Origin of the sequence: Delftia lacustris (assembly GCF_040267515.1) — a bacterium.
Taxonomy (GTDB): Bacteria; Pseudomonadota; Gammaproteobacteria; order Burkholderiales; family Burkholderiaceae_C; genus Comamonas; species Comamonas tsuruhatensis.
Genome location: NZ_CP141274.1, coordinates 2,269,008 through 2,292,246, shown reverse-complemented (window position 1 = coordinate 2,292,246; position 23,239 = coordinate 2,269,008). Strand labels below are relative to the sequence as shown.

Below are 23,239 nucleotides of genomic sequence, written 5' to 3'. Positions count from 1 at the left end.
TCAGCTGCCTCCCGGGTTCTCAGAAACGGTCCAGATTGCTGCGCGGCTCGGCCATGGCGACGATGACCTTGCGCGGCCCCTTGAAGGGAGAGCGCGCATGGGCCACGAGCATGTTGTCCAGCATCAGCACGTCGCCCTGCTCCCAGGGGAAGCTGACGGTCTCGGCATCCAGCGCGGCGCGCACCTCGGCGAAGATGTCGTCGCCGATGGTGGAGCCGTCGGCGAAGAAGGTGTTGCGCGGCAGGTTCTCGATGCCGTAGACCTCCTCCAGCACCTCGCGCTCCTCGGGCTCGCGCGCCGAGATGTGGAACAGGTGGGCCTGGTTGAACCAGACCATCTCGCCCGTGACGGGGTGGCTCTCCATGGCCTGGCACAGCTGGCGTGTGCGCAGGCCGTCGTCCTCCTTCCACTCCCAGTCCATGCGCGCATGGCGGCAGAAGGCCTCGACCTCGGCGCGGCTTTCGGTGTTGAAGACCTTCTGCCAGGGCACGTCCATCTCGCCGAAGTTGCGCACGTACAGAATTCCGGGCTCGAACAGCTCGCGGATGCGCGCCGGAATGCGGCGGTAGACCGCACGGCTGTCGGCAATCGGCGTCTCGCCGCCCTCGGGCGAGGCGGTGACGCAGTGGAACCAGATCTTCATGGGCCACTCGCGCGTGTAGGCCTGCTCGTTGTGCAGCGGAATGCTCTGGTGGGCCGGGTATTCGGTGGAGGTGTAGACGCCCGCGCCGCTGGAGGCCTCGACCGCGCTGCGCGGCGTGGAGGCGAATTCGTACTTGAGCAGCGGGTGGCCGAAGGCCGAGGCGAAGCGCTGGAAGGTCTCCACATCGGGCACGCCAAAGCCGCGCAGCAGCACGCCGCCCGTGGTCAGCAGCGCCTCGTCGATGTCGCGACGCAGCGGCGGCAGCGCGGCCAGCAGGTCCTGGCCCGGCTGGGCGGGCGTGATGAGCTGGGGAAGCAGCGAGCCCGCGGGGGCCTTGCGCTCGAAGCGCTGGAGGGTTTCGTTCATGTCGATTCCTTGGTGCGCCACGCAAGAGCTGCCGCGTAGCCCGGCGGCGCTGGAAGCGCCATCGCTTGAAAACCATTCCAGTCGGGAACCGCGCAGGCGATGGCCAGCCGTCCGTCCCCTCCCGGGCTGATGCCGATGGAGCGCAGGTGCTCGGCCACGCCAATGCCGATGGCCTTGAGCACGGCTTCCTTGCCCACCCAGCGCTGGTAGAAGGCCGCCAGCCGATCAGGCGCACGGCGCACGCTGGCGCGTTCCTGGTCGGTGCAGACGGCATCGAGCATGACCTCGGCATCGAGGTCGGGCTTGTGCTGCTCGATGTCCACGCCCAGGTGCAGCACGCCACCGGGGTCGGCCAGCGCGATCAGCGCATGGCCGCCCGAATGCGAGACGTTGAACACAGGCGCCCTGTGCGGCTCGTCATCCACGAAAGGCTTGCCGTGCGTGCCGATGGCCAGGGGCACATCGGCCGGGCAGCAGCCCAGCCTGCGCCCCAGCAGCCGCCGCGTGGCAGCGCGCGTCTGTGCGAAGCGCAGCCGGTCGGCGGCCCGCACGAAGCGCGCGGCGCGACCGCGCTCCTCGGGGGTCAGGTGCGGCAGGCTGTCGCTCAGCTCGGCCGACAGGTCCAGGTCCAGCCTGAAGACCTCGATGCCCTGGCTCATGGCCTCACGCACGGACACGAGCTGCATGGATTTCCCCCTGGAGTGACTGGGACCCGGCCAGGCGCTGCTCCAGCACGGCCAGCACATCGCCTTCGCGCTGCCTGATGAAGAAATGCCCGCCCTCGAACCAGTCCAGCGTGAAGGCCCCGGCGGCCTCCTGCGACCAGGCCTGGACGCGGGGCGCCTCGATGTCGTCCTGCCGCCCCGCAAAGACGTGCACCGGCAGCGGCAGGCCCGCAGCGGGCACATGGCCGAAGCTCTCGCAGACGCGGTAGTCGGACCCCAGCACATCCAGCGTGATGCGCATGAGCTCGGGGCTGCCAAACACCTCTTCGGGCGTGCCGCCCTGCCTGCGCAGATCGGCAATCAGCGCCGCATCGTCGCCCTTGCCCGCAAAGCGCTCGGGATCACGGCAGGCCGGTGCCGGGCTGCCCGAGGTAACCAGGGCCAGCGGCAGCTCCCTGCCCTGCTCGCGCAATTGCCGCGCCATGCCGAAGGCCAGCAGCGCGCCCATGCTGTGGCCCAGCAGCGCAAAGCGGCCGCGCATGGCCTGGCGCTGCTCGGCGCACAGCAGCGAGACCAGTTGCCCGAAGTCCTCGACCGCAGGCTCGCCCAGCCGGCTGCCCCGCCCCGGCAGCTCCACCGGCGCAATGCGGATCCAGTGGGGCAGCAGCCTGCGCCAGCGCAGGTACATGGTGGCGCTGGCGCCTGCGCACGGCAGGCACAGCAGGGTCAGCGGCGCGTGCATGCGCGTCAGCCCGCTGCGGTTTCGGTATCGGTATCGGCCTTGTGCCGCGCGGCGCCGGAGCCCGCCTGTTCCTGCTGCTGCATCCACACGCGCAGCGACTTGGGCCGCATGTCGGTCCAGGTGGCGTCCACGTAGTCGAGCACGGTTTTCTTGTCGCCCTTCACGCCCTCCACGGCGGTCCAGCCGCCGGGCACGGCCTTCCAGTGCGGCCAGATGGAATACTGTTCCTCGTGGTTGACCAGAACGATGAAGGTTTCGTCTTCGCGGTCGAAGCAGCTTGTAGACATGCAGGCGTCCTTAATGCGGTTGAACATCGGTGAGGCCAGTTCCGGATCGCGGCGATCCGGTACTGCGCCTCTGTTGAACATGACGTTCCGGATCCGAAACTGTTCACGCCGCGTGCGCGCCGGTTCCGGGTCGTGCGCCGGGCTGCACCGTTCAATGGCGGTCCAGCAGCGAGCGGTGGACATGGATGGCCTTGCAGGCATCGGCAATCCTGGCGTTCACCAGGCCCAGCGCGCACTCCATGTGCTCGGCGATCTGGCGCTGGGTGAGGCCCTTGATGCGGTACAGCTCGAAGGTCTCGCGGGTCTTGGGCGGCACCTCGTCAAGGGCCTGGTCGATCAGGCGTATGGCCTGGGACTCGAACAGGCTGCGCTCGGGCGAGCGGCCGTCCGGTATCTCCAGCGTCTCCACATCCACGCCGTGGGTGCGGTAGGTGTTCTCGCGCTCCTGGCGGCGCAGGTAGTCCAGCGCCATGTTGCAGACGGCGCGCGTCCAGTAGGCGGCGGGCCTGGCGATCTCGGCATCGCTGCGCATCTCGGCAACGCGCAGATAGGTGTCCTGCACGGCCTCGTCGGCCAGTTCGGGATTTCTGAGAATTCTTCGCGCGACCCTCACCAACTGTCCACGCGAAGCAATAAAGACCTCTTCCAGCGAAGAATGTGTGTGATTCAAGGACACGATGCAGTTCCTCTCGCAAGCTAGGCAAGAACATCAAGTGGAAATGTCGACCGCAGGTCGATGGACGGCCGGCATGCCGCCCGTGCAATAGGGCGGAGCGGGACTCGGCACAGGCGGCAAGCGGAGGCACAACCGCTGACCGCAGGGCATCAGTGCGCGCCGATGCGCATCGGCGTGACTTGGGAGGCAGGCCTAGATCGGCCTCATGACGGCCTCAGGGCGGCGGCCGCCCTCGCCGGATCCATGCGTCCTGCAACAGGATCGGCAAGGGCTGTGCAGCCTTGCAGACGTGCTGAAACTTGAACCGGGACCATGGCATGCAGTGGCGCTCCTTTGACGTTTTCCAACATTGAAATGAGAAGCATTACCAAATCCAGCGACAGGACCGGGCCTGGAATGGTTGCTCACACCTGCCTGGAAGACGTCCCGCCAGTGCAAACGGAGACACGGCTATCGGCTGTGGAAAATCGGCAGGCATCGCCTATGGCGCATCGCATCACCATGGCTTTCCCTCGCCGTGGATGATGGGCCTGGATCATGACGGACTGGTGATGCCCGATACATCGGGATGGAAGCAGGAACTGCCTGCAGCGCAGGCCCCTGCCATCGCACTGGGCAGGCCCCATCGAGACGCGGCCCGCAGCGAAACTGCAGACGAAAAAAAGCCACCTTGCGGTGGCTTCTTGTCTGCGCAAACGCGGCGGTTTGCACAAGGAATCTGGCGGAGTGGACGGGACTCGAACCCGCGACCCCCGGCGTGACAGGCCGGTATTCTAACCAACTGAACTACCACTCCTGGCAGGCAACTTTTGCGCTCTTGCGAGCCAAGTGCTGCAAACTTGGCGACCCTACGGGGATTCGAACCCCGGTACTCACCGTGAAAGGGTGATGTCCTAGGCCTCTAGACGATAGGGTCAATCCTAGAACTTGCGTAAATACTCAAGTCTCAATTTTTGGTGGAGGTAAACGGGATCGAACCGATGACCTCTTGCATGCCATGCAAGCGCTCTCCCAGCTGAGCTATACCCCCTTGCTGCAACGTTGCACTGCTTCGTTGCTGCGATTCAAAAATTGTAGCACAGCGTTTTTGGGGCAATTCCGGAATGCATGACTTTTTTATGTCGCCCTGCATTCCGGCGCCCTGCTGCAGCCCGGGTCAGGCCAGGCTTTGCCCATCGCGTATGCGGTGGATCTCGGCGATGTCCACCACCCAGACCAGGCCGTCGCCGACCTGGCCCGAGTGACAGGCCGAGGTGATGGCCGCGCGGATGGGCTCGACCATGGATGCCTCGGCCAGCACGCAGACCATGATCTTGTCGGAAAAGTCGGTCAACTCCTCCTTCACGCTGCGCTTGTCGATGGCGGCCGGGGCCGTGAAGCCCTCGGCACGGAACAGCGTCACGCCGGGGAAGTTGGGAATGGCGCGCAGCGCGTCGCGCAGGCGCTCCAGGCGGCTGGGGCGCACGATGGCCCGGATTTCCTTCATGGTCATTGCAGTGTCTCCTTCATCAGGCTTCCAGCGGTTTTTCGTCAAACCAGCGGTACAGGGTCGGCAACACCACCAGCGTGAGCAGGGTGGACGAGATCAGGCCACCGATCACCACGATGGCCAGCGGGCGTTGCACCTCCGAGCCGGGGCCGGTGGCGAACAGGAAGGGCACCAGGCCCAGCAGCGCGACGGTGGCCGTCATCATCACGGGGCGGAAGCGCTGCACGCAGCCTTCGCGCACGGCCTCGGCCACGTTCATGCCATCTTCGCGCAGCTTGCGGATGCAGGAGACCAGCACCACGCCGTTGAGCACCGCAATGCCCCACAGCGCGATGAAGCCCACCGACGCCGGCACGCTCACGTATTCGCCCGTGACGAACAGGCCTATCAGTCCCCCGATGGAGGCGAAGGGCAGCACCAGGATGATCAGCCCGGCCAGCTTGACCGAGTTGAACAGCACGAACAGCAGGAAGAAGATGGCCACGATGGTCAGCGGCACGATGATCTGCAGCGTGCCCATGGCGCGCTCCATGTTCTCGAACTGGCCACCGTACTTGAAGTAGTAGCCATCGGGCAACTGCACTTCACTGTCGATGCGCTGCTGCACTTCGGTCACGAAGCCGCCCAGGTCGCGCCCTTCCACGTTGGCTCCCACCACCACGCGGCGCTTGCCGCCTTCGCGGCTGATCTGCGCGGGGCCGTCCACCAGCTCGATGCGGGCCACGCTGCTCAGCGGCACCTGGGCGCCCGTGGCCGTGGTCAGCAAGGTGGCGCCGATGGCGGCGGGCGAGCCGCGGAACGGCTCGGGGAAGCGAACCACCACGTTGTAGCGGCGCTCGCCCTCGTAGACCGTGGTCACTTCCTTGCCGCCGATGGCCGACTCGATCACGCCCTGCACGTCGGTGACGTTCAGGCCGTGGCGGGCGATCGCCTTGCGGTCGATATCCACGGTCAGAGCCTGCTGGCCTGACAGGCGCTCGACGCGGATGTCCGTGCTGCCCGGCACGCTCTTGAGGATGCGTGCGACCTGCTCGGACACGTCGCGCAGCTCGCTCAGCTCGTCGCCGAAGACCTTGATGGCCAGTTGCGAGCGCACGCCCGTGACCATTTCGTCCACGCGCTCGGAGATCGGCTGGGACAGCACGATCTGCACGCCCGGGATCGAGGACAGGCGCTGGCGGATGTCTTCGTCGATCTCGTCCTGGGTGCGGTCGGACTCGGGGTCCAGCAGCACGATGGGGTCGGACTCGTTGGGGCCTGCGGGATCGGCCGGCGATTCGCCGCGTCCGAGCTTGGAGACCACGCTGAGCACGCCGGGCACTTCTGCCACGGACTTCATCGCCGCCATTTCCATGCGGATGGACTCGTCCAGCGAGATGCTGGGCACGCGGTTGATCTGCGGCGTCAGCGCCCCCTCCTTCATGGTGGGCATGAAGGACTTGCCCAGCAGCGGGAACAGTCCCAGCGAGCCCAGCAGCAGCGCCACGGCCACGGCCAGCGTGGCGCGGTTGCGCGCGGTGGCCAGGTCCAGCAGGCGCAGGTAGTGGCGCTTGAGGAAGGCGATCAGGCGCGTGTCATGGTCCGCGCCGCCCTTGAGGAAGTACGAGCACAGCACGGGCGACAGGAACAGCGACACGGCCAGCGAGACGGCCAGCGAGATCGCGATGGTCAGCGCCAGCGGGCCGAACATCTTGCCTTCGATGCCTTGCAGCGTCATCAGCGGCAGGAACACCAGGATGATGATGGCGATGCCGAAGATGGTGGGCGTGGCCACCTCGGTGGTGGCCGACAGCACGGTGCGCACGCGTGCGCCCATGCTGTCGCCGGCCTGGCCGAGCTTGTGGAACACGTTCTCCACCACCACCACGGTGGCATCGACCATGAGGCCGATGGCGATCGCCAGCCCCCCCAGCGACATGAGGTTGGCCGAGATGCCCCAGCGGTTCATCATGATGAAGGTGGTCAGCGGCGTGATGATCAGCGTGGCCACCACGATCAGGCTGGAGCGCACGTCACCCAGGAAGATGAAGAGCACCACGACCACGAGCAGGATGCCCTCGATCAGCACCTTGCCCACGGTCCACAGCGCCGAGTCGACCAGGTCGGTACGGTCGTAGTAGGGAACGATCTGCAGGCCGCCGGGGAGCATGCCCTTGGAGTTGATCTCCTGCACGCGCTCCTTCACGCGGGTGACCACCTCCTTGGCATTGCCGCCGCGCATCATCAGCACGATGCCGGAGACGCCTTCGGTATAGCCGCCCTTGATGATGGCGCCCTGGCGCACTTCCTGGCCCAGCTGGACCTCGGCCACATCGCGCACGAAGACCGGCACGCCGCCTTCCTGCTTGAGAACGATGTTGCCGATGTCATCCAGCGACTGGACCAGGCCCACGGCGCGGATCAGGTACTGCTCGGTGACCTGGGGCAGGATGCCGCCGCTGGCATTGGCGTTGTTGTCGGCGATGGCCTGGACCACATGGCGCACGGACAGGCCGTAGTGGCGCAGCCGGCCGGGATCGACCTCCACCTGGTACTGCTTGACGTAGCCGCCCTGCGAGTTGATTTCGGCCACGCCGGGAATGGAGCGCAGCAGCGGGCGCGCCACCCAGTCCTGGATGGTGCGGCGCTCGGTCAGCTCCTCGGGCGTGAGGGCCCGCTTGCCGTCGTCGGGATGGTCCAGCGTGTACTGGTAGACCTCGCCCAGGCCCGTGGACACCGGCCCCAGCACGGGGATGATGCCTGCGGGCATGCGCGGCGTGACCTCCATCAGCCGCTCGGTGACGAGCTGGCGTGCAAAGTACACGTCGGTGGCATCGGTGAAGACCAGGGTGATGATGGACAGGCCGCTCTTGTTGAGCGAGCGCATCTCCACCAGGCCCGGCATGCCGGTCATGGCGATTTCCAGCGGCACGGTCACGAAGCGCTCGATTTCCTCGGGCGAACGGCCTGGCGCCTCGGTGGCCACCTGGACCTGGACGTTGGTCACGTCAGGAAAGGCATCCACCGACAGATTCATGGCGGCGCGCAGGCCGAAGCCGCACAGCACCAGCGAGAGCACGATCACGATGAGCCGCTGGCTCAGTGCGGCCCGGATCATGGAAGCGATCATGGGCTTACTCCAGCTCTGCGCGCTTGCGCTCGTTGTTCAGGTGGAAGGCACCCGTGGTGACGATGACCGTGCCATCGGCCACGCCCTTGTTCACGGGGCGCATGCCGCCGCTGGCGGTGCCCAGCTCGACGGGCGTGAGGCGGTAGTGGTTCTCGCCCTTCTTGACGAAGACATGGTCGCGGTCGTTCTCGCGCACCACGGCCTCGGCCGGCACGGCCAGCAGCTGGCGCACCTCGCCCTGGATGCGCATGGTGGCCAGCATCTGGGGCTTGAGGTCGCGCTCGGGGTTGTCCACCTGGGTGCGGATGGTGACGGTGCGGGTCTCGGGCGTCACGGTGTCGCCCACATGCACGATTTGGCCGGACAGCACGCGCTCGCCCAGGGCGGGCACGGCGATCTCCACGGCCTGGCCGGCACGCACGCCGCTGGCCATCTGCTCGGGGATCGCGCCCACCACCCAGACGCTGCTCAGGTCGGCCACGGTGAACAGCGGATCGCCGGGCTGGGTCACCTGGCCGGAGCTGACCTTGCGCTCGATCACCACGCCGGCCCCTGTGGACAGCACGGCCGCATGCGACTGCAGCGTGCCCTTGTCGCGCAGCTGGGCGATGGCGCTGTCGGGAATGCCGATCAGGCGCAACTGGTCGCCGGCAGCGCGCTGCTCGGCGCGCGCAATCGACAGCTCGGACTCGCGGCGCTGCAGCTCGGCCGAGCCGATGACGTCGGCGGCTATCAGCTGGCGCGCGCGCTCCACGCCGCGCTCGGCCAGCGTGGCGGCGGAGTGTGCACGCAGATAGGCCAGCTGGGCGGTGGTCAGCTCGGGGCTGGCCACGCGGGCCAGCACCTGGCCCGCGCGCACGCGGTCGCCCACTTCGACCAGCACTTCGGTCACGCGTCCCGTGGCGGCCGCGCCAATGCGGGTGACCTGGCGCTCATTGGCCTCGATGCGGCCGGACACCTCCTGCAGCAGCGCGATCTGCGCCTGCGCCACGGGCTTGACGGCGAAGTTGGGCGCCATCTCGGCGGTGACGCGGACCTCCATCGGGTCCTGCTCCTGCGCAGCGGCCGCTGCGGGCGCCGCCTTGGCTTCGGCCTCTTCGTTCTTGCCGCAGGCGCTCAGCGCCAGCGTTGCGGCCAGCAGGCCGGCCAGGGCCAGGGAGTTCACCAAGGTGCTGCTGCCTGCGCGGGCGGCGATGGGTTGCGGATGCATATTCAAGGACATGTTCGTTTCTGATTTCGGGTGTGAGGCAGGGACGGCGCGCTTCACAGCGCGGACGGATCGTCGTAGCGGCCCGCCAGGTATTCGAGCTGTATGCGCGCCGCCTGCAGCTGGTAGCGCGCGTCGAGCAGGTCTGCACGGATGGAGCGCAGCACGCGCTGCGCATCGAGCACATCGAGAATGCCGCGCTCGCCGAAGCGGTAGGCGGCCTCGGCCACGCGCAGGGCCGACTCGGCCTCGCGCACCGAACCCTGGCTCAGTGCCTGGGTGCGCAGTCGCGCCATCTCCAGCTCCTTCCAGGCCTGCAGCGTCTGCTGGCGCAGCTCGATCTGCCGGCCTTCCAGCTGCAGACGCGCGCGCTCCAGCTCGGAGGCCGCCTCGTCGATGGGGCCGCGGTGCTGGTCGAGCAAGGGGATCTGGATGCTCACGCCCACCGTGTTCAGGCGCACATCGGGCTCGCGCGTCTGGCCGTAGCGCAGCTCCACGCCCGGCCAGCGCGAGGCCTTGGCACCGTCAAGCCGCGCCTGGGCACGCTCGACCTCCGCCTTGAGCTGGCGCAGTTCGGGATGCTCCATGGGATCGATCTCGCCCATGTCCTCGATGCGCAGCGGATCCTCCAGCGACACATCCAGGCGGAAGCGCACGGGCAGCTGGCCTGCGGCCAGGCGGCCCAGCGCCAGCTGCGCCTGCTCGGCACGCAGCCTTGCGGTCTGCTCCTGCTGGCGCGCCTGGATGATTTCGGCATCGGCCTTGATGATTTCGTAGCGGGCCGCCTCGCCGCTGTCCACGCGGACGCGGACGCGCTCATGGGCCTGCTCCAGAAGGCGCACCGCCTCCTTGGCGGCCTCGACCTCCGCCTCGCGCAGGACCATTTCGTAGGCGCGCAGCCGCACCTGGGCCACCAGCGCATTGCGCGTGGTCGCCACGAAGTGCACCGAGCCCTGCTCGCCTGCCCTCGCGGCCTCCACGCGCGCACCTCGCACGGCGGGGTTCTCGATGGGCAAGGCCACGGCCCAGCCCTGCACCGTGCCGGCTGCCGCGCCCGGAACGCGGGCGCTGTTGCGGCCCTGGTTCCATTCGAGCTTGGGATTGGGCAGCGCCGAGGCGCTGACCACGCCTGCGCGCGCCGTGGTCCGGGACTGCTCGACAGCGCGCAGATCGGGGTTGTGGTCCAGCACGGCGCGAACGACCTCGTTCAGGCTCAGCTGGGGCAGGCGCTGTGCGGCGGCCGAAGCCACCGAAGGCGCCTCTGCGGCCGAACCGGCCTTCGGCACGATCGGCGTACGGGACGCCGCGGCCTCGGCGGCGGCCGGAGCCGCCTGCGTCAGGGGCGCCTGGGACGCCTGGGGCTTGCCAGGGGGGTGGGCCTGCGCCGAAGCGCCAGCACCCCAGCCCACCAGCAGGCTGCAGATCGCGCCTTGCAGGACCTTGCGCGAACAGGATGGAAAACGGGCGGGGGCCATTCCCGCCAATACCGTTGGATTCACCATGGCATGCATCTGCCGCAAAGCGACAGTCGAGGGGTTGAGTAAGAGATGGGCCCTTCCCTGCGGACCACGCGGGAACGGGCATGGCCGCGCCGTGCGCAGTCAGCGCGCGGACGACGGCATGGCGTGCACGCCAGCAAGGCGCGCACGAGCAGTGATCAGGCAGTGGGATGCGTCAGCCGACAAGGGGCGCAAGGGGCACAAGGCATGCCTGCGCCGCAATATGCGGTCAGCCGAGCAGGGAAGGTCTTGGAGGGCGCAGCAGCTGGCCCGGGGCGGGCGACAGGTGCGCCTGGGAATAGGTCGAAGGCGGGGCCCACAGCGACACCACCTGCACGGCGATGGGCTCGGGCGGCCAGTACATCTCGGCGGAACGGTCCTCGCCGCAGGCCAGCAGGGCCAGCAGCTGGCGCTTGTTGCCGCTGTGTGCCGTCAGCTCGGCAAACTCGGTCTCGTCGTCTTCCTCGACTTCCGCGAGTTCCTCGAGGAATTCCTCATCGATGGTCACGACGGGATGGTGCGCCAGCAGGCCATCGCCTTCCAGTCCATCGGAAGATGCCGAAGCTGCCACCTGCCCGCAGAAGATGGACAGCAGCATCAGCAACGAAAAGACAAACGATGGCGCAAGGCGCATGGAGCGGGGCAGACGAGTCGGTGAAAGATGGACGCCCTGCAAACAGGACACCGTCTATTGTTACGAATGTTGAGGGAAAGTTCCGGGTTTGCCCTTAAAAAATCTGGGCAATAGATCGTGTTTTGTGCACAAAGGCTTTCCATGTGAAGAAGTCACACCGAAAACTGCAACAACCAGAAACAAAAAAGCCACCTTGCGGTGGCTTCTTGTCTGCGCAAACGCGGCGGTTTGCACAAGGAATCTGGCGGAGTGGACGGGACTCGAACCCGCGACCCCCGGCGTGACAGGCCGGTATTCTAACCAACTGAACTACCACTCCTGGCAGACAGCTTTTGCGCTCTTTCGAGCCAAGTGCTGCAAACTTGGCGACCCTACGGGGATTCGAACCCCGGTACTCACCGTGAAAGGGTGATGTCCTAGGCCTCTAGACGATAGGGTCAATCCTAGAACTTGCGTTACAAACTCAAGTCTCGATTTTTGGTGGAGGTAAACGGGATCGAACCGATGACCTCTTGCATGCCATGCAAGCGCTCTCCCAGCTGAGCTATACCCCCAAGAATCCGATACTGGCGGAGTGGACGGGACTCGAACCCGCGACCCCCGGCGTGACAGGCCGGTATTCTAACCAACTGAACTACCACTCCTGGCAGACAGCTTTTGTGCTCTTGCGAGCCAAGTGCTGCAAACTTGGCGACCCTACGGGGATTCGAACCCCGGTACTCACCGTGAAAGGGTGATGTCCTAGGCCTCTAGACGATAGGGTCACAGCCTGTGATCCGCCGATAAAAAAGCGCCTTCGTGTTTCAAAGGCGCTTACATACCAAGCGACAAATTTTGGCGGAGTGGACGGGACTCGAACCCGCGACCCCCGGCGTGACAGGCCGGTATTCTAACCAACTGAACTACCACTCCTGGCAGACAGCTTTTGCGCTCTTGCGAGCCAAGTGCTGCAAACTTGGCGACCCTACGGGGATTCGAACCCCGGTACTCACCGTGAAAGGGTGATGTCCTAGGCCTCTAGACGATAGGGTCAATCCTAGAACTTGCGTTACAAACTCAAGTCTCAATTTTGGTGGAGGTAAACGGGATCGAACCGATGACCTCTTGCATGCCATGCAAGCGCTCTCCCAGCTGAGCTATACCCCCTTCATGCTGCAATCGCTGCTTCTTGTTAGTTGCTGCGTTTGCATCAGAGACTCGAATTATAGACAGGTTTTCAGCGGTTTTTCAAACGCGCCAGAATTTTTTCACGACCCAGCAGCTCCAGCACCGCGTCCACCGAAGGCGTGTGCGCTGTGCCCAGCGTCAGCACGCGCACCGGCATGGCCAGTTGCGGCATCTTCAGGCCCTGGGCCTTGAGCACTTCCTTGATCAGGGCAGCAATGGCTTCCTTGCTCCACTCCACCGAGGCGATGCCTTCGGCGAAGGCGTCCAGGGCGGGCGCCACGGCGTCGGTCACGTGCTTTGCCAGGTCTTCGGCGTTGCGGTCGAAGGCGTCCACGTAGAACAGGCGCACCCAGCCGGCCAGATCGACCAGGGTTTCGCAGCGGTCCTTGAACAGGGCGCAGATGCGCGGCAGGCGGTCGTCTGCGTCGAGCAGGGCCTGGTCCAGCCCGGTCTTGAGCACGAAGGGGCGCACCAGCTCTGCCAGGGCCGCATCGTCCAGGGCCTTCAGGTGCTGGGCGTTGACCCAGCGCAGCTTGGCCTCGTCGAACTGGCCTGCGCTGCGGCCCAGGTGGTCCAGGTTGAACCACTCCAGGAACTGGGCGCGGCTGAAGATTTCGTCGTCGCCATGGCTCCAGCCCAGGCGGGCCAGGTAGTTGACCATGGCGTCGGGCAGGTAGCCTTCGTCGCGGTACTGGGTGACGGCCTTGGCGCCGTTGCGCTTGCTCATCTTCTCGCCCTGCTCGTTGAGCACGGTGGGCAGATGGGCGAACACTGGCACGCTGGCGCCCAGGGCCTCGAAGATGTGGATCTGGCGCGGCGTGTTGTTGACGTGGTCGTCGCCACGGATGACATGGGTGATGGCCATGTCCATGTCGTCCACGCAGACGCAGAAGTTGTAGGTGGGCGTGCCATCGGGGCGCGCGATCACCAGGTCGTCCAGCTCGCTGTTCTGGAACTCGATGCGGCCCTTGCACTTGTCTTCCCAGGCCACGACGCCGCCCTTCGGCGTCTTGAAGCGCAGCACGGGACGCACGCCTTCGGGCACGGGCGGCAGCACCTTGCCTTCCTCAGGGCGCCAGGTGCCGTCGTAGCGCGGCTTTTCCTTGTTGGCCATCTGGCGCTCGCGCAGGGCGTCGAGTTCTTCCACGCTCATGTAGCAGGGGTAGACATGGCCCGAAGCCTGCAGGCCGGCCAGCACCTCCTTGTAGCGGTCCATGCGCTGCATTTGATAGAACGGACCTTCGTCATGGTCCAGCTGCAGCCAAGCCATGCCTTCGATGATCACGTCCACCGAGGCCTGGGTGGAGCGCTCCACGTCGGTGTCCTCGATGCGCAGGATGAAATCGCCGCCCGTGGCGCGCGCAAAGGCCCAGGGATACAGGGCCGAGCGGATGTTGCCCAGGTGGATGAAGCCCGTGGGAGACGGGGCAAAACGGGTACGTACTTTTTGTGTCATTGCAGGGTATCCAGTCCGCGGGAGAGATCGTTCTTGAGGTCGCCCAGGTATTCCAGTCCGACGGAGATGCGCAGCAGGCCCTGGCCGATGCCGGCGGCACGGCGCTGCTCTTCGCTCAGGCGGCCATGCGAGGTGCTGGCCGGATGGGTGATGGTGGTCTTGACGTCGCCCAGGTTGGCCGTGATCGAGCACACCCGGGTGCTGTCGGCCACATGGAAGGCGTTGGCGCGCAGCTGTTCGGCGCCCTCGCCCACCACGTCGAAGGACAGCACGCCGCCGCCCATGCCGTTTTGCTGGCGCATGGCCAGCTCGTGCTGCGGGTGGCTGGCCAGGCCCGGGTAGTAGACGCGGGCGACCTTGGGATGGGCTTCCAGCCAGGTGGCCAGCTCCAGCGCGGAGGCGCTTTGCGCCTTCACGCGCAGGGACAGCGTCTCCAGCCCCTTGAGCACCACCCAGGCGTTGAACGGCGCCAGGTTCAGGCCGCCGCTGCGCAGGAAGGTGCCCATGACCTTGTCCACCAGTGCCGTCGTGCCGCAGACGGCGCCCGACATGACGCGGCCCTGGCCGTCCAGCAGCTTGGTGCCGGAGTGCACGACCAGGTCGGCACCGAACTTGGCAGGCTGCTGCAGCACGGGCGAGGCAAAGCTGTTGTCCACGGCCAGCAGCGCGCCATGGGCGTGCGCCAGCTCGGCCAGCGCGGCGATGTCGCACAGGTCGGTCAGCGGGTTGGTCGGCGTCTCGGCGAACAGCAATCGCGTGTTGGGACGGATGGCGGCCTTCCAGGCCTGCACATCGGTCTGCGAGACAAAGCTGGTCTCGATGCCGAAGCGCGCCATCTCGCCGCCCAGCAGCTTGATGGTGGAGCCGAACATGGACTGCGAGCAGATCACATGGTCGCCCGCCTTGAGCGTGGTCAGCGCCACCAGCAAGATGGCCGACATGCCCGTGGACGTGGCCACGGCGCATTCCGTGCCTTCCATGGCAGCCAGGCGCTGCTCGAAGCTGGTCACCGTGGGGTTGGAGGTGCGGCTGTAGGTGTAGCCGGGCTCTTCGTTGGCGAAGCGGCGCGCTGCCGTTGCGCAGTCGGGCTGCACGAAGCTGCTGGTCATGTACAGGGCTTCGCTGTGCTCGCCCCACTGGCTTCGTTCCACGCCCACGCGCAGGGCCAGCGTATCGGGATGCAGGCCTTCGGGAAGTGTCTTGTTCGTCACGTTGATGGTCCTTGGGGTCGGGCGCGGCCCGCCGATGGCGGCGGTGCCCGGAAAAAAGGAGCTAGAAACACTTGTCACCTGGGGACTTGCTGGGCGTTGCAGCCTGCAGTCCTCCAGCACCAGCGCTTTTAGCTCATTTGTCAAAAAAGGGCGGGCCTCAGGCCCGCCCCCGTATTGTCACTGAAGCCCGATCGCTCTGACTCAGGCTCGGGCTCAGGCTTCCTGGGCGTTGGGCAGGGACAGGCGCGAGGCGTCGCTGGACTCTTCCTCGCCGCCGCGGTTGCGGCCTTCATTGAGTGCCGTGACTTCGTCCTCGGAGATGTCGCCCGTGATGTAGACGCCGTCGAAGCACGAGGCCTCGAAGCCCTGCACCTGCGGATTGATCTTGCCCACGGTCTGCTTCATGGCGGCCACGTCCTGGTAGATCAGCGCGTCGGCGCCGATGACCTGGCGGATTTCCTCGACCGTGCGGCCATGCGCCACCAGTTCGGCGCGCGTGGGCATGTCGATGCCGTAGACGTTGGGATGGCGCACCGGAGGAGCGGCCGAGGCCAGGTAGACCTTGACGGCGCCGGCGTCACGCGCCATCTGCACGATTTCCTTGGAGGTGGTGCCGCGCACGATGGAGTCGTCCACCAGCAGCACCTTGCGGCCCTTGAACTCGCTGCCGATGGCGTTGAGCTTCTGGCGCACGGATTTCTTGCGCGAGGCCTGGCCCGGCATGATGAAGGTGCGGCCCACGTAGCGGTTCTTGACGAAGCCTTCGCGGTAGGGGATGCCCAGCAGCTGGGCCAGCTGCATGGCGCTGGGCCGGCTGGATTCCGGAATCGGGATGATGGCGTCGATCTCGTTGGGCGGCACGGTGGAGACCACGCGCTTGGCCAGCGTCTCGCCCATGTTCAGGCGCGCCTGGTAGACGGAGATGCCGTCGAGCACCGAGTCCGGACGGGCCAGGTATACGTACTCGAACACGCAGGGGTGCAGCTCGCTCTTTTCGGCGCACTGGCGGGTTTCGACCTGGCCGTCGCTGTGCACGAACACGGCTTCACCCGGAGCGACATCGCGCTCGAGCTGGTGCAGCGTGCCTTCCAGGGCCACGGATTCGCTGGCCAGCATCACCGTGCCGTCGGCGCTGCGGCCCATGCACAGGGGACGGATGCCGAAGGGGTCGCGGAAGGCCAGCAGGCCGTAGCCCGCAATCAGCGCGATCACGGCGTACGAGCCCTTGATGCGCTTGTGCACGGCGCTGACGGCCTGGAAGACGTCTTCGCTCTTGAGCGGTGCGCCGCTGCTGGCGCGGGCCAGCTCGTGGGCCAGCACGTTGAGCAGGACTTCGGAGTCGCTCTCGGTGTTGGTATGGCGGTGGTCGGTGTCCGACAGTTCCTCGCGCAGCTGCTTGGCGTTGGTGAGGTTGCCGTTGTGCACCATGACGATGCCGAAGGGCGCGTTCACGTAGAAGGGCTGGGCCTCTTCCTCGCTGGTCGCGTTGCCGGCCGTCGGGTAGCGCACCTGGCCCAGGCCCACCGTGCCCGGCAGGGCGCGCATGTTGCGGGTGCGGAACACGTCGCGCACCATGCCCTTGGCCTTGTGCATGAAGAACTTGCGCTCCTGCTGGGTCACGATGCCGGCGGCATCCTGGCCACGGTGCTGCAGCAGCAGCAGGGCGTCATAGATCAGTTGATTCACGGGCGCGGTGCTGACTACACCAACGATTCCACACATAGTTGCGTTCCATCCGTTTGCGAAGGTCGCCCTTCGCTGTCTGGGCCGTAGCAGCCACCCATTGGCCACGCCTGCGCCCGATTTCTCTATCCAAACTGTTTCTGCCAGCCGACTCCTGCGCTGCAGCGCCTTGTCATGCAGCCGGCAGATAGCGTCCCCATTCCTGCGGCAGCTGCGGCAAAACCGCAGCCAGCGCCTGCATCAGCCACGGCGCCAGGGCTGAATCCTGCCACCACTGTCCCTGGTGCAGCGGCGTGTAGCTGATCACCATCGTTGCCACCAGGGCCAGCAGCGCCCCGCGCAGCACGCCGAACAGCGCGCCCAGCGTGCGGTCCACGGGCCTCAGGCCCACCGCCTCGATCAGCCGGCGCGACAGCCAGGACACCAGGCCCCAGCCGAACAGCGCCAGCACGAACAACAGCACAAAGCCTGCGGCATAGCGCAGCTGCATGTCCCAGTCCTGCATGGGCAGCCACAGCGCCACGTCGGCTGCCCAGATGCGAGCCACGACAAAGGCCACCAGCCAGCCGAGCAGCGACAGCACCTCATACACCAGCCCGCGCCAGGCACCTAGCAGCATCGATGCCAGCACGCAGGCCAGCAAAACCCAGTCCACCGTGGACATACGCTATCTCTGTGCGCCTGTGCTGCTTTGCAAGATGTACGTCACCGCCTCAGAGCTTGAGCACCGACGCCGGCAGGCCCTGGCCCTTGACGCGCGCCGCCGCCTTGTCGGCCTCGGCACGGCCGTTGAACGGGCCCACACGCACACGCGTGCGCTTGCCGTCCTTGGTGTCCACCACCTGCGTGAAAGTCTTCAGGCCCGCCAGCTCCAGCTTGGCGCGGATTTCCTGGGCCTTGCCGGCATCGGAGAAGGCGCCGACCTGCACGATGAAGCGCTCGTCCGTCGCCGCAGCAGCCGCCGGTGCGCTGCGACCTTCCAGCAGGGCCCGGGCACGCGCGGCGTCGTCGCTCCTGGACGGCTCGGGCTTGGGTTCGGGCTTGGGTTCGGGCTTTGGCTTCGGCTCGGGTTTGGGTTCGGGCTTGGGCTCCGGCTTGTGTTCGGGTTTGGCCGGCTCGGGCTTGGGCCTGGGTTCCGGCTTGGGCTCGGGTTTGGTCTCAGGCTTGGCGGCGGGCTTGGGCTCAGGCTTTGCCTCGGGCCGGGTTTCGGGCTTTGCTTCCGGCTTGACCGGAGCCACCTGCGAGACGGCTGGCGCCACGGGCACGGAAGGCCTGCCCATGGGAACCTCTTCCTCGTCGGCGCCCAGCGAGGCCTGGGCCGGCACGCGGCCTGCCGGGGATGCGGCGCCCTGGTGCGGATGGGCGTCCACGGCATTGGCGCCGGGCACGACCAGAGGAGCGACCTTGTCGCGGTCGGGAATCTCGATGGGGATGTCCACGGGAATCGGACGCGGCTGCGTGTCGAACAGCAGGGGGAAACCCACCACGCCCGCCAGGACCAGCACGGCAGCGCCGATGAGGCGGTGGCGCGCCCGGCGGCGCATGACATCGACGCTTTCCGCCTGTCCCAGCCGTGTGGGCCGCCTCGATGCGGACGACGAATCACCGTCGTCTTTTTTGCCGGGCCAACGAAAATTGAAAAATGCCATGGAGTGCGGACTCGTTCAGATCGGCCACCACAGGCAGCCACGATGGCCGTTTGCGGTGCGGATCACTGGATTCAGGTGCCCAGATGCTTGGCGTTCAGCCGGGGCGGGCCGTCCTGCAGCACGCCGCCCACCGTGAAGAACGAGCCAAAGACCACGATTCTATCAGTGGGACCTGCTGCAAGAACCGCGGCATCCAGCGCCAGCTGCGGGTTTGCGAAGGTGGCCAGCGAGATCTCGCGCGGCACGCCCGGCGCGGGCGGCAGGGCTTCGATCTTCTGGCGCAGCACCTCGGCGCTCTCGGCGCGCGGCGTGGGCAGGTCGGTGAGATACCAGCGGTCGATCAGCGGGGCAATCCTGGCCAGCATGGGGGCCAGGTCCTTGTCGTGCATGGCGCCGAAGACCGCATGCGTGCAGGGAAAGTAGCCCATGGCATCGAGGTTGGCCGTCAGCGCCGCCACCGAATGCGGGTTGTGCGCCACGTCCAGCACCAGCGTGGGCTGGCCCGGAATGATCTGGAAACGGCCCGGCAGCTCGACCATGGCCAGCCCCGTGCGCACGGCCTGGGCCGTGACGGGGAGGCGGCTGCGGATGGCCTCGAGCGCGGCCAGCGCACCCGATGCATTGACCAGCTGGTTGGCGCCGCGCAGCGCCGGATAGGCCAGACCGGCATAGCGCCGCCCGCGTCCGGCCCAGCCCCACTGCTGCTTGTCGCCCGAGAAATTGAAGTCCTGGCCCAGGCGCCAGAGATCGGCGCCAATGGCCTGTGCATGGTCCAGCACGCTTTGCGGCGGCATGGGATCGCTGACCACCACAGGCCGGCCGGCGCGCATGATGCCGGCCTTCTCGCGGCCGATGCTCTCGCGGTCCGGCCCCAGGAATTCCACATGGTCGATGTCGATGCTGGTGATGACGGCGCAATCGGCGTCGATCACATTGGTGGCATCCAGCCGCCCGCCCAGGCCCACCTCGAGAATCGCCACATCCAGCCTGGACTGGCTCATCAGCCGCAGGATGGCCAGCGTGGTGAACTCGAAATAGGTGAGCGCCACTTCCGTGCCCTGCACGCGCGCCTGCTCCACGGCCTCGAACTGCGGCAGCAGCTCGGCGGCCTTCACGATCTCGCCGCCCACGCGGCAGCGTTCCTCGAAATGCACCAGATGCGGCGATGTGTAGACGCCGGGGCGAAAGCCCGATTGAAGCGCCACGGCCTCCAGCATGGCGCAGGTCGATCCTTTGCCGTTGGTGCCCGCCACCGTGATCACGGGGCAGTCGAAACGCAGGTCCAGGCGCTGGGCAACTTCGCGCACGCGATCCAGGCCCAGCGCAATATTCTTGGGGTGCAGGCGCTCGCAATAGGCGAGCCATGCATCCAATGTGGGAAATGAGGTGTGCATACTGCGCGCTATTGTTACCCAGGGACAGTGTCCTTATGGGGTCCTCGCCATCCATTGACTGCGGCAACTGCAACCAATCATGACCACTGCAAACACTGTGACGCTCTACGGCATTCCCAACTGCGACACCGTCAAGAAGGCCCGCGCCTGGCTCACCGACCAGGGCATCGCCTACGAATTCCACGACTTCAAGAAACAGGGTGTTCCCGCCGAGCAGTTGCCCGCCTGGATGCAGGCTGTCGGCTGGGAAAAGCTGCTCAACCGCCAAGGCACGACGTGGCGCAAGCTCGATGCCGACACCCAGGCCGCCGCCCAGGATGCGGCCGGTGCCGCAGCCCTCATGCAGCAGCAGCCCAGCGTCATCAAGCGCCCGGTCGTCCAATGGCCGCAGGGACGCATCACCGTGGGTTTTGCGCCCGACGCCTGGGCAGAGATGGCCCACGGGGGCAAGCGCTGACTCTGCCATCAGGCCTGGAACAGCTTATTACGTGGATTTACGCGACCGCAAACTGCTTTCCAGGCCCGAGGAATACACTTGCATGGAGCCTGGCAGGAAATACCGCCAGCGCAACAGGAGTGCAATCATGAAATCCCTGGTTCTTTTGACGCTGGCGGCCACGACCGCCACCGTGGCCCTGGCCCAGGAGCAAGGCCGGGTGCTGTCGGTGACCCCGGTGACCCAGCAGGTGGCCGTGCCCCAGCAGGTCTGCCGCGATGAAAACGTCTATACCGGCCAGCGCACCTCGGGCGCGGGCGCCGTTCTGGGTGCCCTGGCGGGCGGCGTGGTCGGCAATGCCATCGGCCATGGCGGCGGACGCGCGGCCGCCACGGCGGCCGGCGTGATCGGCGGCGCTATGCTGGGCAACCAGGCCGAGGCCACGGGCCAGCCCCAGTACCAGACGGTGCGCAACTGCACCACCCAGACCTACTACCAGAACCGCGCCGTGGCCTATGACGTGGTCTACGAGTACGCAGGCCGCAACTACACGACGCGTACCACCACGCCGCCCGGGGACTGGATCGCGCTGAGCGTGCAGCCCGCCGCCAACAGCGCGGCCTATGGCAGCAACGGCTACTACGGCACCAACCAGCCGCCCCAGGCCGCGTACTCCACCGCACCCGTGCCGCCGCCCGTGGTCTACCAGAACAACTACTACGACGGCGGTGACTACTACGCCCCCCAGCCTGTGCAGCCCGTGTATTCGGCCGGTGACTATGTGGCTCCCGTGGTGATTGGAGCAGCCCTTGCTGCCGGCGTGTACTACGCCTCGCGCCCCAGCTATCACGGCTGGCGCGGCGGCTACCGTCATGGCTGGCGCCGCTGAGACGGACCTGCGCATGCAAAGCCCCGACAAGGGGCTTTTTGCATGGCGGCGGCCAGCACGTACGGGCAGCGGCCGGGTGCTGGCCTAAAATGGGCGGTTTAGTCCACCCTCTGCCCAGCTTCCATGACCACCGAAACCATCTCTGGCATCACCCTGACCACCAAGGCCAATGTCTATTTCGACGGCAAATGCATCAGCCATGGCTTCACGCTGGCCGATGGCACGAAGAAGTCTGCGGGCGTGGTGCTGCCCAGCCAGCTGACTTTCGGCACGGCCGCCGCCGAGATCATGGAATGCGTGGCCGGCTCCTGCGAGTACAAGCTCGACGGCACGGACCAGTGGCTGACCTCCAAGGCCGGCGAGTCCTTCCAGGTGCCTGCGAACTCCAAGTTCGACATCCGCGTGACCGAGGCCTATCACTACATCTGCCACTACGCCTAAGAGCGCCTGAGCGCCTGGGCAGACCGACGCATTCGACCTGACGGCGCCCAGGCGCCTTCCGTGTTTTCCGGCAGCCGCGTCCCGCACGCCAGCCGCCATCGTTATTGAGAGAAGCATCGTATGGAAACCATCCTGCAAAACGTCCCCGTCGGCCAAAAGGTCGGCATCGCCTTCTCGGGCGGCCTGGACACCAGCGCCGCCCTGCGCTGGATGAAGAACAAGGGCGCCCTGCCCTACGCCTACACGGCCAACCTGGGCCAGCCCGACGAGGCCGACTACGACGAAATCCCCCGCAAGGCCATGGAGTACGGCGCCGAGCAGGCCCGCCTGATCGACTGCCGCGCGCAGCTGGCCGGCGAAGGCATTGCCGCCATCCAGGCCGGCGCCTTCCACATCTCCACGGGCGGCATCACCTATTTCAACACCACGCCCCTGGGCCGTGCCGTGACCGGCACCATGCTGGTGGCCGCCATGAAGGAAGACGACGTCAACATCTGGGGTGACGGCTCGACCTTCAAGGGCAACGACATCGAGCGCTTCTACCGCTACGGCCTGCTGACCAACCCCGCTCTGAAGATCTACAAGCCCTGGCTGGACCAGACCTTCATCGACGAGCTGGGCGGCCGCGCCGAGATGTCGGCCTTCATGACCAAGGAGGGCTTCGGCTACAAGATGAGCGCCGAGAAGGCCTACTCGACCGACAGCAACATGCTGGGCGCCACGCACGAGGCCAAGGACCTGGAGTTCCTGAACAGCGGCATCCGCATCGTCAACCCCATCATGGGCGTGGCGTTCTGGAAGCCCGAGGTCGAGGTCAAGGCCGAGGAAGTGTCGGTGACCTTCGAAGAAGGCCGCCCCGTGGCCCTCAATGGCAAGGAAATCGCCGATCCCGTGGAGCTGTTCCTGGAAGCCAACCGCATCGGTGGCCGCCACGGCCTGGGCATGAGCGACCAGATCGAGAACCGCATCATCGAAGCCAAGAGCCGCGGCATCTACGAGGCCCCCGGCATGGCCCTGCTGCACATCGCCTACGAGCGCCTGGTGACCGGCATCCACAACGAGGACACCATCGAGCAGTACCGCATCAACGGCCTGCGCCTGGGCCGCCTGCTGTACCAGGGCCGCTGGTTCGACCCGCAGGCCATCATGCTGCGCGAAACCGCCCAGCGCTGGGTGGCCCGCGCCGTGACCGGCACCGTGACGCTGGAGCTGCGCCGCGGCAATGACTACTCCATCCTGAACACCGAATCGCCCAACCTGACCTACGCGCCCGAGCGCCTGTCGATGGAAAAGGTCGAGGACGCGCCCTTCAGCCCCGCCGACCGCATCGGCCAGCTGACCATGCGCAACCTGGACCTGATGGACACCCGCGACAAGCTGGCCATCTACGCCAAGGCCGGCCTGCTGTCCCTGGGCACCAGCACCGCCCTGCCCCAATTGGGCGGCAAGGAATGACCTACACCCCCTGAGCGGCTGACGCCGCTTCCCCCTCTCTACTCGCTTCGCGAGGGAGGGGGACGACGCCCTCGCTGCGGGGCGGCCCTTGCTCGGCGTCCCTGGCATGGGACGCGCCCGCCAAGCACGCGACGCCATGGG

At 66.5% G+C, this 23,239-nt stretch carries 20 protein-coding genes and 11 tRNA genes; 4 read left to right on the top strand and 27 right to left on the bottom strand.

What is annotated here, in order from left to right; genetic code table 11:
* Positions 1 to 19: 19 nt before the first annotated feature.
* From U6958_RS11780 to folC, 27 genes are all read right to left on the bottom strand, one after another.
* Positions 20 to 1,009 (bottom strand): TauD/TfdA family dioxygenase, encoded by a 990-nt coding sequence (locus tag U6958_RS11780; RefSeq protein WP_016450666.1) that lies wholly within the window; start codon positions 1,007 to 1,009, stop codon positions 20 to 22.
* Entirely contained in the window at positions 1,006 to 1,695 is a 690-nt protein-coding gene (locus U6958_RS11775) for a 4'-phosphopantetheinyl transferase superfamily protein (protein WP_016450665.1), read from the bottom strand. The genes U6958_RS11780 and U6958_RS11775 overlap by 4 nt, the downstream gene beginning before the upstream one ends.
* A complete protein-coding gene (locus U6958_RS11770; protein ID WP_074921438.1) occupies positions 1,673 to 2,416 on the bottom strand; it encodes a thioesterase II family protein in 744 nt (247 codons plus the stop codon). Before U6958_RS11770 ends, U6958_RS11775 begins: the two co-directional genes overlap by 23 nt.
* 5 nt (positions 2,417 to 2,421) lie before the next feature.
* A complete protein-coding gene (locus U6958_RS11765; protein WP_013801595.1) occupies positions 2,422 to 2,703 on the bottom strand; it encodes an MbtH family NRPS accessory protein in 282 nt (93 codons plus the stop codon).
* 151 nt (positions 2,704 to 2,854) lie between these two features.
* Entirely contained in the window at positions 2,855 to 3,379 is a 525-nt protein-coding gene (locus U6958_RS11760) for a sigma-70 family RNA polymerase sigma factor (protein ID WP_074921437.1), read from the bottom strand.
* 719 nt (positions 3,380 to 4,098) lie between these two features.
* Positions 4,099 to 4,175: transfer RNA gene (locus U6958_RS11755), tRNA-Asp, on the bottom strand.
* Between the two features lie 44 nt (positions 4,176 to 4,219).
* Positions 4,220 to 4,295 (bottom strand) — tRNA-Glu (locus U6958_RS11750).
* A gap of 38 nt (positions 4,296 to 4,333) precedes the next feature.
* A tRNA-Ala gene (locus tag U6958_RS11745) sits at positions 4,334 to 4,409 on the bottom strand.
* A gap of 126 nt (positions 4,410 to 4,535) precedes the next feature.
* Complete coding sequence (locus tag U6958_RS11740) at positions 4,536 to 4,871, bottom strand: P-II family nitrogen regulator (protein WP_016450797.1); 336 nt, start codon at positions 4,869 to 4,871, stop codon at positions 4,536 to 4,538.
* Between the two features lie 16 nt (positions 4,872 to 4,887).
* Positions 4,888 to 7,977 carry an efflux RND transporter permease subunit gene (locus U6958_RS11735; protein WP_074921436.1) on the bottom strand — a complete coding sequence of 1,030 codons (3,090 nt, stop codon included), beginning with the start codon at positions 7,975 to 7,977 and terminating at the stop codon, positions 4,888 to 4,890.
* A gap of 4 nt (positions 7,978 to 7,981) precedes the next feature.
* Entirely contained in the window at positions 7,982 to 9,199 is a 1,218-nt protein-coding gene (locus tag U6958_RS11730; RefSeq protein ID WP_016450795.1) for an efflux RND transporter periplasmic adaptor subunit, read from the bottom strand.
* A gap of 41 nt (positions 9,200 to 9,240) precedes the next feature.
* Positions 9,241 to 10,686, bottom strand: coding sequence for a TolC family protein (locus U6958_RS11725; RefSeq protein WP_070081035.1), 1,446 nt, complete (start codon positions 10,684 to 10,686; stop codon positions 9,241 to 9,243).
* A 226-nt stretch (positions 10,687 to 10,912) separates the two neighbouring features.
* Positions 10,913 to 11,317: a hypothetical protein gene (locus tag U6958_RS11720; RefSeq protein ID WP_016450793.1), complete on the bottom strand. Its 405-nt coding sequence runs from the start codon at positions 11,315 to 11,317 to the stop codon at positions 10,913 to 10,915.
* Between the two features lie 242 nt (positions 11,318 to 11,559).
* A tRNA-Asp gene (locus tag U6958_RS11715) sits at positions 11,560 to 11,636 on the bottom strand.
* A gap of 44 nt (positions 11,637 to 11,680) precedes the next feature.
* Positions 11,681 to 11,756 (bottom strand) — tRNA-Glu (locus U6958_RS11710).
* Between the two features lie 39 nt (positions 11,757 to 11,795).
* A tRNA-Ala gene (locus tag U6958_RS11705) sits at positions 11,796 to 11,871 on the bottom strand.
* A 13-nt stretch (positions 11,872 to 11,884) separates the two neighbouring features.
* A tRNA-Asp gene (locus U6958_RS11700) sits at positions 11,885 to 11,961 on the bottom strand.
* Between the two features lie 44 nt (positions 11,962 to 12,005).
* A tRNA-Glu gene (locus U6958_RS11695) sits at positions 12,006 to 12,081 on the bottom strand.
* A gap of 71 nt (positions 12,082 to 12,152) precedes the next feature.
* Positions 12,153 to 12,229 (bottom strand) — tRNA-Asp (locus tag U6958_RS11690).
* 44 nt (positions 12,230 to 12,273) lie between these two features.
* A tRNA-Glu gene (locus tag U6958_RS11685) sits at positions 12,274 to 12,349 on the bottom strand.
* A 38-nt stretch (positions 12,350 to 12,387) separates the two neighbouring features.
* Positions 12,388 to 12,463: transfer RNA gene (locus tag U6958_RS11680), tRNA-Ala, on the bottom strand.
* Positions 12,464 to 12,533: 70 nt separating this feature from the next.
* Positions 12,534 to 13,940: a glutamate--tRNA ligase gene (gene gltX, locus U6958_RS11675; protein ID WP_047218421.1), complete on the bottom strand. Its 1,407-nt coding sequence runs from the start codon at positions 13,938 to 13,940 to the stop codon at positions 12,534 to 12,536.
* Positions 13,937 to 15,151, bottom strand: coding sequence for an O-succinylhomoserine sulfhydrylase (locus U6958_RS11670; protein WP_074921435.1), 1,215 nt, complete (start codon positions 15,149 to 15,151; stop codon positions 13,937 to 13,939). The genes gltX and U6958_RS11670 overlap by 4 nt, the downstream gene beginning before the upstream one ends.
* Before the next feature lie 213 nt (positions 15,152 to 15,364).
* Positions 15,365 to 16,873, bottom strand: a complete 1,509-nt coding sequence (gene purF, locus U6958_RS11665; RefSeq protein ID WP_074921434.1) for an amidophosphoribosyltransferase — start codon at positions 16,871 to 16,873, stop codon at positions 15,365 to 15,367.
* Between the two features lie 133 nt (positions 16,874 to 17,006).
* On the bottom strand, positions 17,007 to 17,498 hold the full coding sequence (locus U6958_RS11660; protein ID WP_016451425.1) for a CvpA family protein: 492 nt from the start codon (positions 17,496 to 17,498) through the stop codon (positions 17,007 to 17,009).
* 49 nt (positions 17,499 to 17,547) lie between these two features.
* Positions 17,548 to 18,483, bottom strand: coding sequence for an SPOR domain-containing protein (locus U6958_RS11655; protein WP_074921433.1), 936 nt, complete (start codon positions 18,481 to 18,483; stop codon positions 17,548 to 17,550).
* Between the two features lie 71 nt (positions 18,484 to 18,554).
* Positions 18,555 to 19,877 (bottom strand): bifunctional tetrahydrofolate synthase/dihydrofolate synthase, encoded by a 1,323-nt coding sequence (folC, locus tag U6958_RS11650; RefSeq protein ID WP_016449256.1) that lies wholly within the window; start codon positions 19,875 to 19,877, stop codon positions 18,555 to 18,557.
* Positions 19,878 to 19,956: 79 nt separating this feature from the next.
* On the opposite strand from folC, the gene U6958_RS11645 reads away from it, so the two are divergent.
* The 4 genes from U6958_RS11645 (at position 19,957) to argG (ending at position 23,098) form a co-directional block, all read left to right on the top strand.
* Positions 19,957 to 20,334: an ArsC family reductase gene (locus U6958_RS11645; protein ID WP_016449255.1), complete on the top strand. Its 378-nt coding sequence runs from the start codon at positions 19,957 to 19,959 to the stop codon at positions 20,332 to 20,334.
* Between the two features lie 127 nt (positions 20,335 to 20,461).
* Positions 20,462 to 21,202, top strand: a complete 741-nt coding sequence (locus tag U6958_RS11640; RefSeq protein WP_074921432.1) for a glycine zipper 2TM domain-containing protein — start codon at positions 20,462 to 20,464, stop codon at positions 21,200 to 21,202.
* A 123-nt stretch (positions 21,203 to 21,325) separates the two neighbouring features.
* Complete coding sequence (locus tag U6958_RS11635) at positions 21,326 to 21,643, top strand: pyrimidine/purine nucleoside phosphorylase (RefSeq protein ID WP_016449253.1); 318 nt, start codon at positions 21,326 to 21,328, stop codon at positions 21,641 to 21,643.
* Between the two features lie 120 nt (positions 21,644 to 21,763).
* A complete protein-coding gene (argG, locus tag U6958_RS11630) occupies positions 21,764 to 23,098 on the top strand; it encodes an argininosuccinate synthase (RefSeq protein ID WP_016449252.1) in 1,335 nt (444 codons plus the stop codon).
* Positions 23,099 to 23,239: the final 141 nt, after the last annotated feature.

Coding starts and splice junctions, on each gene's coding strand:
- U6958_RS11735 (WP_074921436.1), bottom strand. CDS start 7,977: ATGATCGCTTCCATGATCCGGGCCGCACTGAGCCAGCGGCTCATCGTG.
- U6958_RS11770 (WP_074921438.1), bottom strand. CDS start 2,416: ATGCACGCGCCGCTGACCCTGCTGTGCCTGCCGTGCGCAGGCGCCAGC.
- U6958_RS11640 (WP_074921432.1), top strand. CDS start 20,462: ATGAAATCCCTGGTTCTTTTGACGCTGGCGGCCACGACCGCCACCGTG.
- U6958_RS11645 (WP_016449255.1), top strand. CDS start 19,957: ATGACCACTGCAAACACTGTGACGCTCTACGGCATTCCCAACTGCGAC.
- U6958_RS11765 (WP_013801595.1), bottom strand. CDS start 2,703: ATGTCTACAAGCTGCTTCGACCGCGAAGACGAAACCTTCATCGTTCTG.
- U6958_RS11720 (WP_016450793.1), bottom strand. CDS start 11,317: ATGCGCCTTGCGCCATCGTTTGTCTTTTCGTTGCTGATGCTGCTGTCC.
- purF (WP_074921434.1), bottom strand. CDS start 16,873: ATGTGTGGAATCGTTGGTGTAGTCAGCACCGCGCCCGTGAATCAACTG.
- U6958_RS11775 (WP_016450665.1), bottom strand. CDS start 1,695: ATGCAGCTCGTGTCCGTGCGTGAGGCCATGAGCCAGGGCATCGAGGTC.
- U6958_RS11740 (WP_016450797.1), bottom strand. CDS start 4,871: ATGACCATGAAGGAAATCCGGGCCATCGTGCGCCCCAGCCGCCTGGAG.
- gltX (WP_047218421.1), bottom strand. CDS start 13,940: ATGACACAAAAAGTACGTACCCGTTTTGCCCCGTCTCCCACGGGCTTC.
- folC (WP_016449256.1), bottom strand. CDS start 19,877: ATGCACACCTCATTTCCCACATTGGATGCATGGCTCGCCTATTGCGAG.
- U6958_RS11730 (WP_016450795.1), bottom strand. CDS start 9,199: ATGTCCTTGAATATGCATCCGCAACCCATCGCCGCCCGCGCAGGCAGC.
- U6958_RS11725 (WP_070081035.1), bottom strand. CDS start 10,686: ATGGTGAATCCAACGGTATTGGCGGGAATGGCCCCCGCCCGTTTTCCA.
- U6958_RS11660 (WP_016451425.1), bottom strand. CDS start 17,498: ATGTCCACGGTGGACTGGGTTTTGCTGGCCTGCGTGCTGGCATCGATG.
- U6958_RS11780 (WP_016450666.1), bottom strand. CDS start 1,009: ATGAACGAAACCCTCCAGCGCTTCGAGCGCAAGGCCCCCGCGGGCTCG.
- U6958_RS11655 (WP_074921433.1), bottom strand. CDS start 18,483: ATGGCATTTTTCAATTTTCGTTGGCCCGGCAAAAAAGACGACGGTGAT.
- argG (WP_016449252.1), top strand. CDS start 21,764: ATGGAAACCATCCTGCAAAACGTCCCCGTCGGCCAAAAGGTCGGCATC.
- U6958_RS11635 (WP_016449253.1), top strand. CDS start 21,326: ATGACCACCGAAACCATCTCTGGCATCACCCTGACCACCAAGGCCAAT.